The sequence below is a fragment of the Coprothermobacter sp. genome, assembly GCA_013824685.1.
Lineage (GTDB): Bacteria > Caldisericota > Caldisericia > Cryosericales > Cryosericaceae > Cryosericum.
The window spans coordinates 1-10,229 of the sequence record PNOG01000015.1; the positions used below are offsets into that span (position 1 = coordinate 1).

The 10,229-nt window shown below is 60.3% G+C and carries 11 protein-coding genes; 8 read left to right on the plus strand and 3 right to left on the minus strand.

The genetic code is table 11. The features are described 5' to 3' along the window. Nucleotides 1-496 (plus strand): heavy metal translocating P-type ATPase (locus C0398_05125; GenBank protein ID MBA4365372.1); only part of this gene is annotated, 496 nt, incomplete at its 5' end. A 114-nt stretch (nucleotides 497-610) separates the two neighbouring features. On the opposite strand, the gene C0398_05130 is transcribed toward C0398_05125, so the two are convergent. The 3 genes from C0398_05130 to C0398_05140 form a co-directional block, all read right to left on the minus strand. Next, complete coding sequence (locus C0398_05130; GenBank protein MBA4365373.1) at nucleotides 611-1,750, minus strand: MBL fold hydrolase; 1,140 nt, start codon at nucleotides 1,748-1,750, stop codon at nucleotides 611-613. 77 nt (nucleotides 1,751-1,827) lie between these two features. After that, nucleotides 1,828-2,250, minus strand: coding sequence for a MarR family transcriptional regulator (locus tag C0398_05135; GenBank protein ID MBA4365374.1), 423 nt, complete (start codon nucleotides 2,248-2,250; stop codon nucleotides 1,828-1,830). A 198-nt stretch (nucleotides 2,251-2,448) separates the two neighbouring features. Beyond that, complete coding sequence (locus tag C0398_05140; GenBank protein ID MBA4365375.1) at nucleotides 2,449-2,628, minus strand: hypothetical protein; 180 nt, start codon at nucleotides 2,626-2,628, stop codon at nucleotides 2,449-2,451. 189 nt (nucleotides 2,629-2,817) lie between these two features. On the opposite strand from C0398_05140, the gene C0398_05145 reads away from it, so the two are divergent. The 7 genes from C0398_05145 to C0398_05175 all read left to right on the plus strand — a co-directional run. Beyond that, on the plus strand, nucleotides 2,818-3,072 hold the full coding sequence (locus C0398_05145; GenBank protein MBA4365376.1) for a hypothetical protein: 255 nt from the start codon (nucleotides 2,818-2,820) through the stop codon (nucleotides 3,070-3,072). Continuing rightward, on the plus strand, nucleotides 3,072-3,581 hold the full coding sequence (locus C0398_05150; GenBank protein ID MBA4365377.1) for a hypothetical protein: 510 nt from the start codon (nucleotides 3,072-3,074) through the stop codon (nucleotides 3,579-3,581). Before C0398_05145 ends, C0398_05150 begins: the two co-directional genes overlap by 1 nt. Nucleotides 3,582-3,845: 264 nt before the next feature. Continuing rightward, nucleotides 3,846-5,033 (plus strand): hypothetical protein, encoded by a 1,188-nt coding sequence (locus C0398_05155; GenBank protein ID MBA4365378.1) that lies wholly within the window; start codon nucleotides 3,846-3,848, stop codon nucleotides 5,031-5,033. A 48-nt stretch (nucleotides 5,034-5,081) separates the two neighbouring features. Beyond that, the gene (locus C0398_05160) at nucleotides 5,082-6,164 is read left to right on the plus strand and encodes a hypothetical protein (GenBank protein ID MBA4365379.1); all 1,083 of its coding nucleotides are present in this window, start codon (nucleotides 5,082-5,084) and stop codon (nucleotides 6,162-6,164) included. A gap of 68 nt (nucleotides 6,165-6,232) precedes the next feature. Next, nucleotides 6,233-7,315 carry a rubrerythrin family protein gene (locus tag C0398_05165; protein MBA4365380.1) on the plus strand — a complete coding sequence of 361 codons (1,083 nt, stop codon included), beginning with the start codon at nucleotides 6,233-6,235 and terminating at the stop codon, nucleotides 7,313-7,315. Then, a complete protein-coding gene (locus C0398_05170; protein ID MBA4365381.1) occupies nucleotides 7,312-7,536 on the plus strand; it encodes a hypothetical protein in 225 nt (74 codons plus the stop codon). The genes C0398_05165 and C0398_05170 overlap by 4 nt, the downstream gene beginning before the upstream one ends. Before the next feature lie 282 nt (nucleotides 7,537-7,818). Next, nucleotides 7,819-10,229 (plus strand): hypothetical protein (locus C0398_05175; protein ID MBA4365382.1); only part of this gene is annotated, 2,411 nt, incomplete at its 3' end.

Sequence of the window (10,229 nt, forward strand, 5' to 3'; positions counted from 1 at the left end):
CAAGAGTATCATGCTGACCGGCGACTCGCGTGCCGCCGCACAGTGGGTTGCACAGGACCTCGGACTCGATGACTTTTTTGCCGAAGTGCTGCCGCACGAGAAGGCAGCCAAGATCCAGGAAGTGCAGGGGAGGGGTCTGACCGTAGCCATGGTCGGTGACGGCGTGAACGACGCTCCGGCTCTCGCGCAGGCTGATGTCGGGATTGCGATTGGCGCCGGCACTGATGTTGCCATCGAGACGGCGGACGTCATCCTGGTCCGTGACGATCCCCGCGACGTCGTCGCTGTTGTGCAGCTGTCACGTGCCACGTATCGCAAGATGCTGCAGAACCTCGCCTGGGCCACAGGGTACAACGTCGTCGCGATCCCGCTGGCGGCAGGGGTGCTTGCCGGGGTCGGCTTCATCATGAGCCCAGCCGTCGGCGCCGTCTTCATGTCCTTGTCCACCATCATCGTCGCCATCAACGCACGCCTGCTCAAAGCGCCACGAACGTAGATGCTGCACCCAGAAGCGTGCACGCGGGCAGACTGACCGCCGACTGGCACGGGACCCTGGCAGAAACCCCCGGCCGTGAGGCCGGGGGTTCGTCAAACGGAGAGCGTGCGTCGTTCAACGGAGGCCGGCCTCACGATGTTTGGCCGCAATAGTCTCGGCCAGCGCATCGATCGCCTGCATGTCAGCAGCACGAGGATCGCCTTTGGCAAGGACGGGTGTGAGGACTTCGGCCTTCAGCGGCGCGATGAGTCCCCCAAGGACGTCGACGATGCGTTGGCCCCACCCATATGACCCGACAATGGACACGAATTGTGTCTTGGGACGAAGAGCTCCAGCCAGATACGCAATCTCGATCGTCTTGGGATGCGGACCGGTCAGCACGGCAGGAGTTCCGATGACGATAGTCGCGGCGTCCACAAGGGACATAGCGATCTCGCCCAGGTCGGAAATCGTCAGGTCGAACCGCTCGACACCGACGCCTCGGTCGGCCAGAGCGGCCGTAAGGCGATCAACCATCTTCAGTGTGCTCCCATGCATGGAGACAAAGGGGATGACGACCTTGTTGTGAGGAGGGCCGCCTGCCCACTCGCGGTAAGCGTCCATGATGAACGCCGGGTCCTTGTAAACAGGACCATGGCTGGGGCAGATCATATCGATCTGTGTGCCCGCAAGCTTGTCCAGGTTCTTGATGATGAAACTGCGGAACGGCATCATGATCTCGGCATAGTAGCGCTTGGCGCCGTGCATGACGACGTTGTTCTCGGCGAACATGTCCGACTGCGCCCGGTGCGAGCCAAAGAAGTCACATGAAAACAAGACGTGGTCTTCCTCGACATACGTGCCCATCGTCTCGGGCCAATGGACCCATGGCAGGTAGATGAACCGAAGGGTCTTGTTGCCGAGCGACAGGGTCTCTCCGTCGGCGACGGTCCTGAATCGACCGGACGGGATGTCCAGGAGCTCCTGCAGCAACTCTTTTGCCTTCGGATTCGTCACGAGCACAGCCTCAGGATACCGGGCAAGGATGGCAGGGATGGAACCGCTGTGGTCCTGTTCGGCGTGATGCGCTATCAGGTAGTCCAGGTGATCGACCGCGTCGAGTTGGGCCATCAGGACATCCAACTTGGTCGGGTCGACCGTGTCGAGCAGCGCGGTCTTCTCACTGCCCCGCACCAGATATGCATTGTAGCTGGTCCCTTCGGGAAGCGGAATCAGCGAGTCGAACAGTCTGCGGTCCCAGTCGACCGCTCCCATGAGGGTGATGTCTGGCGTTATTGGTCGTGCATTCACGGTAACCTCCTCTTCCGTTGACAGGCTACAGCAACGTACCTTCAGTCAGTATCCGGAACTGCCCTCTCCAGCATTGCGAGGAGCGACTCCTGTTCATCCACTGTCAGCGCCGAGAGCATTGTCTCCAGCTTGGCTGCACGCAGAGAACGTGCCTTGGAAGCAATTCTTCTGCCCTGTGGCGACAGATACAGGCACACAGCACGCTGGTCGTCAGGATCAGCGTCGCGCAGCACCAACCCCATCCTCTCCAGTCTGCGGACTCCAATGCTGATTGTCGGAGCAGTCAGGTCAAGCCGTTGGGCAGTGTCCTGCACGCGGCATCCAGGGTGCTCAGACAGCGAGAGCAGCAACGAGAGCTGGGACTCGGTCAAGCCGCCGACGCGACGCGGGTCCACAGTCTCCCAGTAGCTGCGCAGCCTCGCAAGAACTAGTTCCATACGCTTGCTGTTGGTCATTATTCTCATCACGGTTCCCCCTTACTTTGATAAGCTAAGAGTAGAGGGCATTTGTCGTCAGTCAATGGTCTCCTGTAAAGATATCAAGGAGAAGAGGGCCGCACACTCCATGCTGACAGCGTTTGCATCGTTCCAGCTGACCAGGGATGCTCAAGGCACCCGGAGAACTCGGGCGCCTTGACGTGCTACGTGCAAGCAACGCACTGGTCAGTGCAGGACGGACCTCAGCAAGGCGATCCCACCGATGAGAAGGAGCAGCCACCAGAAACACAGCACAAAGATGATCTTGAGCACAATCCACACGAACTTGAACGCAGCCCCCGTGACGGCTCCCACCACGAGAAGCGCTGCGACAACAATGCCAAACGGTACAAGGATCAACTCCATCGGTACCACCTCCACACCTGGTCTACGGTCACCGCGTGCGAACGTTACATGTCCCACGGAGCACAGAAGGCACCTGCCGCCTCATCTCGGCCCCTCTCTCAGAGGTCACCTGTCATTGACCGCCGGCTGCCTTGGACTATCCTGACAGTACACAAGCGTTGGGCGCGACACAGTTGAGAGGGGGTCAACATGAGCAAGCGATGGGTCAGTGAACTGCTGGTGGTGATTGTCGCCGCGGTCTGTACCGCTGTCATGGGAGCCCTGTTCTGGCGCTTTGGTTCGCGCACCGACTACTGGGGCCTGCTCGTCCCCGCGCTGTTCCTTGTCTTCTACATCAGCTGGAAATCCGCGAGCCGTGCGAAAGAGTCCGTATCTGCCATCCCCTATTCGGTACTCATGGCTCTCGTCTCCGCCCTCGTGCTCTTCCTGGATCTGAGGTTCTAATGGAGGCTCCTGAAGGAGAAACCGTCCTGCTCGCGTGTCAGGCTGTCGAGCGGCAGAGCGCCTTCAAGTCCCTCGAGCTGACCTTGCTGCTGACCAGCTCGTTTGTCGTTCTTGCCCCGTTCGACCAGGCGAAAGTCCGCAAGATTCGCGTGGCAAGAACGGCCGACGCAAAATCGCAGGGGGCAAGCCGTTTCCAGCAGATGTGGTACGCTGCCCAGGCACCGTTCGCCCTCATTGACGGGTATGCCAGGATGACGATGGCCGATGTCCTGACAGAACTGCCAACGGCACGTGTGCTGGGCTATGCTGACTTCGAGGAGGTCACTCTGGTCCAGGGCACCCCGCCAGGCCGTTTCGGGCCACGCACAGCCGGAGAACCTCCCCACAAGCTCATGCTCAGCACGACGACTGGAGAGATCTCCCTGCAGATCGACGGTCATGTGGATGCGCGCGAGCTGCGCCGGTTGCTCAAGGGGATTGCCAGAGACAGATTCGTCGCAGACGAGTGACCCGGATGACCGGTATCGTCAACGCTCGACTGCCACGCCCACGTTGAAACCTCCGGACAGAAGTCTGGGTGCTGTACGTTGCATCACCAATGTCTGGAAGCAGCCTGCAGACTGAGGTATTTCGGAAATTGACATAGTTCGAAGATTTGCTATACTAATAATAGAAGAAGGTGGCCTCGCGCGGAACATTGCTCGCGTTCATGGCGGACTTGTCTGCTCGCTCCGAGGTTGCCTTTTTCGCATGTCCCGGGAGAGAGTTGAACGATGAGCCGCATACGAAAAGCACTGCTTGCAATTGCTGGTGGTCACTTCCTCGTTGAATGGTACGCCGCCTTCCTTCCCCCTCTCGTTCCTGTCTTCCGCACCCAGCTGGGTTTCTCTCTGGGGGCCGCCGCCGCACTTGGCGCCAGTCTCCCCATCGTCTCGGGTCTTGTCCAGACGATCTTCGGCCTGCTGTCCGACCGCATGCGGCATGCCAACGCACTTGTCGTCACCTCTTCCATCCTCGCCGCCGTTTCACTGGCACTGCTGCCGTTCGCCCACAGCTTTGGCTGGCTCCTGCTCATCTTCACCGCCATAGCCCTGTCGCTTGCGATGTTTCATCCGCAAGGGGCCGCCGGTACGAGCCAGCTGTCTTCGACGAACAGGGGCCGATTCATGTCCGTCTTCAATTTCGGCGGGTCCATGGGCTCCTTTGTCGGCTCGCTGACGGTCATCCCTCTCTTTGGACTGCTGCACCTCGAGCGCTTCTGGATCCTAGCCATCCCCGGCATCGCGCTGGCGTTCTTCCAGGTGTTCGCGCTCCCCCGCCAGGAAGACCCCGAAGCAGCCGCAAAAAACGGCAACAGCGGCCGCATGACGGACAGCCCTGCCTTCAAGGGATATCTCATACTTGTTGCCAACTCCACGCTCACGGCCATGGTCTTCAACGGCGTCACTATCCTGCTGCCCCTCTTGTTCCAGGAACTCGGGTTCCTGCCGGGCAAGGCCGGTGTCTACCTTGCCGTCGGTTCGCTCGTGGGCACGGTCGCCAATGTCATCGGGGCTGAGCTCTCCGACCACATCGGCCGCAGGACGATCAACCTCATCGGGGCGACAGGCGTAGCTGTGACCCTCCTGATGTTCGTCCTGACCGGGTCGACCAGCATCATCTGGTTCCCGGCGATGAGCTTCTTCAGCTGCTTCACGCTGAGCTCCAACATCGTCTTCGCACACGAACTGGTCACAAACCACCGCGGCCTCGTCTCCGCATCCATCATGGGCCTTTCCTGGGGCGTCGGCGGCGCTGTTGTCATCATCCTGGGTCAGTGGGCACAGTACACCAGCATCACGTCCGCGTATCGCCTGCTGCTCGGCGTTGCGGCCGTCCTGGTAGTGCTCGCCTTCCTCCTACCGACGCGCCACGCGCTCAGGGCCGCTCTCAAGCCAGTCCTTGCACAGGAACAGGGTTGAGTCACGGGCCGCTGCAGCTATCCTGTTGATACACGACAGGAGGCACGCATGCGGGCATGGATCGACCGACTCGACGACTACGACGAAGGACGATTGACCGACGTGTTTGCAAGCCGCCAGGAGTTCCTTCTGGGCGGGCTCGCCCCCGGCGACACAGTCCTCGTCAAGCCAAACATCCTGCAGGAAGCTGAGCCCGAACGGGCACTGACGACCAACCCTCACTTCATTCATGCCTTCGTCCGGTTTCTGCTCGGGCACGGACTCCACATCATCGTCGGCGACATTCCGGGCAACCGTGTCCCCAGCGAACGCCTTGCCGCCGATCTTGGCCTCGAGGAATACGTGGGCGACGAACGGGTCACTATCTGCAACTTGGACCAGTACGGGTTCGGGCATATCCATCTCGAGCACCCACGGAGCCCCCGACCTGTCACCCTGCCCGACCTGCTGTGGCAGTGCAAGATCCTCTTCAACCTGCCCAAGGCGAAAACCCACTCACTGACGCTGGTCACGGGTGCTGTCAAGAACCTGTTCGGGCTCACACCCAAGGCCGAGCGCACCGGTCTCCACATGATTCCATCCGGTGACGAGTTTGCCAGGTGCCTGCTGGACCTCCACGCCGCCCTCCCCATCCCCGAACGGGTCGTCATGGACGGTATTCTGGGTATGGACGGCGAGGGACCCTCCGCAGGAAGGCCAAGACACTTGCGGGCCGTCGTCGTCGCGGACGATCCTGTCCTTGCGGACTGGGCGATGTGTCGCATGATGGGGATCGACTGGGAACTCACGCCGTTGTCGCACGTCGTCCCTCTTCCTGACGGCACGCTCGTCGTCGGTGACCTCACCCCCATCCAGCCGGCGTTCATGCGGCCCCGCAGCTACATGGGCGGTGCGGTGGTGTCCATCGCAGCGACACTCCAGCGCATCGTCGGTTCCTCCAACCGACCTATCCCCATGGTCGACACGTCCAAATGTATCAAGTGCGGTATCTGTGCCCAGCGGTGCCCAGCGAAGGCAATCAACCTTGCACCGTACCCGCAGTTCAACCGGAGGACCTGCGTGCTTTGCTACTGCTGTCACGAGATGTGTCCCGAGCGGGCAATTGTGCTCCGACGCACATTCCGCCGCTGAATTGTGAACACCCTTGGGGTCAGGCACAATGGTCTTCACACTTCCAACTGGTATGAAAGGAGCCTCCCATGATCAATGAAACAGCCAAGGCGATGAGCTTCTACGCCGACGAGCGGGGCGCGTCTCGCTTGTATGCCTACCTGGCCGGGTCCGAGAAGGACCCTACCCTCCGGGAGCGCTTTGCAGAGCTGGCTCGGGTCGAGAACCTCCACATGGCCTTCTGGCGCGCCTTCCTTCTTAAGCGCGGCATGACGACAACCGAACCGTCGTGGTTTTCGTTTGCCTGGGCACGATTCTTGCGTCGGGTGCTGGGGACGCGACGCTATCTGTCTCTCCTCGAAATCACGGAGGCGACCGCCGTCGACGCGTACTATGACTTCCTCAACTCCGCTGTCCTCGAAGAAGTCGAGAAGACCGACATCGCGCGCATCATCGAGGACGAACTGGGCCACGAGGAAGAGCTGGAATCGCAGTTCAACGCACTGCCCAAGGACAACGTCCGCGATTTCGTGATGGGCATGAATGATGGTCTCGTCGAGCTACTTGGCGCGGTCAGCGGCCTCTCGGCCGTCTACCCGACGCGTCCGCAGGTCGTCGGCGTCAGCGGCCTCGTTGTCGGCCTCGCCGGCGCGCTGTCCATGGCGATCGGCACCTGGGTGTCAGTCCGCAGTCAGCGCCAGGTCAACGAAGGCATCCGGCGCAAGACTGACCTCCTCTTCAGCGTCGCACCCAGACGGGCGCAGGCAGAACTCGCCAGGAAGCTGATCGAATCCGGGATGCCGGCCGACCTGACCGACGAGGTCACCGCAAAACTGGCATCGAACAAAGAGGCGATGATCGGGCTCCTCACCGAGCACACGCCCGTCAACGAGATCCGCAGCGCTCTGTTCACCGGCGCTGCCTACATCATTGGACTGCTGTTCCCCGTCCTCCCCTACTTCTTCGCGCGGAATTCGTTCACGGCGCTGATCCTCAGCGTCCTGTTCGCAGGGCTTGCCCTTGCCACGGTCGCCAGCATCATCACCCTCACCGCCGGCAGCAACGCCTTCCGCCGCAAGATCCGCGAGATGGTCATCACCGGACTGGGCGCTGCCGCAGCTTCCTACGCGTTCGGCCGCCTGGTGCAGGCCGTGTTTGGCATCCACGCATGATGCAACCGGAGGACAGCCTCATGAGTGACATCCCTGTCATCATCAACGGCACGAAAGTCGCACTGACCCCGCAGCAGCGGGACAACGTTCCGACATACTGGAAGTGGATCTGCGACCCCGAAGTCAACGCTGGGCTGACCGGCGCCGGGGTGTGCGTCATGGCGCGCGCATTGTGCATGAGGTCATCATGGACATCGTGCTGGGTGAGGTTGCTGGGCTGACAGACTGAACCCCACGCCCCAGCAGGCAATGATCGAGCCTCTCTCGGCTCATCCATCGCGCGCATTGCGGCACTTGACCCGCTCTGTACCACGACTATTCTGAGAGCAGGATCATGCGGATTCCGCACGTTTCGCGTGTGTGACCAGAGAATTGCCATTCAACCAAGTCAAGGAGAGTTCAGGAACTGCGAATGCAAAGGACATGCACAAGACAGTTGGCGGCAGTGCGGGGTGTGGCTGGCATGGCCAAATGTGGCACGGAAACAGGCAAGGGGAGAAACCATGACTGACAAAGAAATCCGTTCAGGCGAGGCAGCCATAGTGCAGAAGCAGGCGGATGATGCTCTGCGGGAGAGCGAGGCAACGGTCAGGAAGAAGCTCGAGGCCATCCTCGAACTGGAGGGAGATATCGGCACGCTGAATCTTGCCGATATCATCGACCACGAGGCGCTGCAAACTATGATGGAGGATTTCTACCGGCTCACGAAGATCGGCATCGGTGTTCTTGATGTTTCCGGAAAGGTCCTGGTCGCCGTCGGCTGGCAGGATCTCTGCACAAAATTCCACCGGGTTCACCCCGACACGTTGAAAAACTGCCTCGAAAGTGATGTCATCCTCAGCAACGGCGTGCCGGCGGGGACATTCAAAGCTTACCACTGCAAGAACAACCTGTGGGATATGGTGACACCTATCGAGGTGGGCGGCAGGCATCTGGGCAATGTTTTCCTCGGGCAGTTCTTCTACGAGGATGAGATTCCGGACTATGAGCTGTTCCGCAGCCAGGCCCGTCACTATGGATTCGACGAGACGGAATACCTTGCGGCCCTTGACCGCGTTCCGCGCTGGAGCCGGGAAGCGGTTGATGCGGCCATGGCGTTTTACGCCAAACTCGCCGGGATGATTTCATCCCTGAGCTACAGCACGGTTGAGCTTTCCCGCGCCTTTTCCCAAAAGGAGTTGGCGCTGCGCCAACTTGGGGAGAGTAAGGAACGGTATCGATCCATTCTCAACGCCTCACCGGACGACATCACGATCACGGATCTCGAGGGTCGCATCCTCATGGTTTCGCCCGCGGCCTTGAGAGTATTCGGTTGCAAACGGGAAGAGGAACTGCTGGGGCGTTTGGTCACCGATTTCATTGTCCCCGAGGATCGGGAACGCGCATCTTCTAGTGTCTCCCTCACGTTCCAAGGCGACATGCAAGGTCCGATTGAATACCGTGGACTGCGCGTGGACGGAAGTACTTTTGACATGGAGGCGAACGGCGAGACCATTCGGAACGCTGAGGGACAACCAACTCAAATAGTATCAATTATCCGCGACATCACCGAGCGCAAGCGGGTGGAGGAAAAGCTACGGGTTGCACAGCTGCAATGGAATCAGTTCTTGGAGGCCTCGCCGGACCCAATGTGGATCAAGGACGCGTCGGGACGGTATGTCGCGGCGAACAAGACCTATTATCAGATGGAGCCCAGTGCCAATGGCGACATCGTCGGCAAGACGGATGCCGAGTGTTTTCCACCCGAAATAGCAGCGGTCTATGCAGCCGATGACTGTATTGCCATCGAGAAAGGTGTGAGCGAGGGCGAGTTCACTGACGTGGATGCTGACGGCAAGTTCCACAATTTCCTGACCAAGAAGGTTGTCCTGCGTGGGCCGGACGGTTCAGTAGCAGGAACGCTGGGCGTCAGCAGGGACATCACCGAGCGCAAGCGGGCGGAGGCTCAACTTCGTCAGTCCCAGAAGATGGAGGCTATCGGAGAACTGGCAGGAGGGGTAGCTCATGACTTCAACAACCTGCTGACCGGCATCCTGGGCAACATCGCCCTCATGCGCAGCAGCCTGCCCCCGGCAGACCCATTGCTGGAGAACCTGAATGCAGCCGAGACCGCCGCCCGTCAGGCGGCGGACCTCACGAAAGGACTGCTGACCTTCAGCCGCAGTGCCATGGTCCTGCCAGTGCCCATGAAGATCACGGACGCGATCGATGCGACCCTGGCCATCCTGAAGCAATCACTGCCGGCTACCATCGAGATCGTCCGTGACGACGAGCAGACGGCCTGGAACGTCCTCCTGGACCAGTCGCAGATGACACAGATCCTGCTCAACCTGGCAGTGAACGCACGCGATGCCATGAAGGACAAAGGGATACTGACGATACGGACCAGGAACGAGGTCGTGGAGGAGGGATACCTCCAGACCCATCCGTTTGCGCGGACAGGTGAGTTCGTCCGCTTGAGCATCAGGGATACTGGTCCGGGGATTCCACCGGCAATCCTGGAGCACCTCTTTGAACCCTTCTACACGACGAAACCAATAGGATCCGGCACGGGGTTGGGGCTCTCCGTCGTCTACGGTGCCGTGAAGCAGGCTGGGGGATGGATCACGGCAGTATCCATGGAGGGTGCCGGGACGACCTTCGATATCTACTTTCCTCGATGTCTGGAAGAACCCATGGAGTCCATTGCTGCCTCACCCATGACTGTGAACGCAGGCAGTGGCACTGTCCTGGTCGTCGAGGACGAGCCGGTGGTCAGCACAGTCGCCCAGACGTTCCTTGCGAAGAGTGGTTGTACGGTATTGACCGCGGTCGACGGTGCCTCAGCCCTGAACGTCCTGCGGGAGCACCCTGTGGGCATCGGGCTCATCCTGCTGGACATGACCATGCCGGGCATGACGATAGATGAGATCGT

What these genes read in the sequence shown, in the direction of transcription:
- C0398_05130 (MBA4365373.1), bottom strand. Translation starts at nt 1,750, where the DNA reads ATGGGAGCGGTCGACTGGGACCGCAGACTGTTCGACTCGCTGATTCCG.
- C0398_05135 (MBA4365374.1), bottom strand. Translation starts at nt 2,250, where the DNA reads ATGAGAATAATGACCAACAGCAAGCGTATGGAACTAGTTCTTGCGAGG.
- C0398_05140 (MBA4365375.1), bottom strand. Translation starts at nt 2,628, where the DNA reads ATGGAGTTGATCCTTGTACCGTTTGGCATTGTTGTCGCAGCGCTTCTC.
- C0398_05145 (MBA4365376.1), top strand. Translation starts at nt 2,818, where the DNA reads ATGAGCAAGCGATGGGTCAGTGAACTGCTGGTGGTGATTGTCGCCGCG.
- C0398_05150 (MBA4365377.1), top strand. Translation starts at nt 3,072, where the DNA reads ATGGAGGCTCCTGAAGGAGAAACCGTCCTGCTCGCGTGTCAGGCTGTC.
- C0398_05155 (MBA4365378.1), top strand. Translation starts at nt 3,846, where the DNA reads ATGAGCCGCATACGAAAAGCACTGCTTGCAATTGCTGGTGGTCACTTC.
- C0398_05160 (MBA4365379.1), top strand. Translation starts at nt 5,082, where the DNA reads ATGCGGGCATGGATCGACCGACTCGACGACTACGACGAAGGACGATTG.
- C0398_05165 (MBA4365380.1), top strand. Translation starts at nt 6,233, where the DNA reads ATGATCAATGAAACAGCCAAGGCGATGAGCTTCTACGCCGACGAGCGG.
- C0398_05170 (MBA4365381.1), top strand. Translation starts at nt 7,312, where the DNA reads ATGATGCAACCGGAGGACAGCCTCATGAGTGACATCCCTGTCATCATC.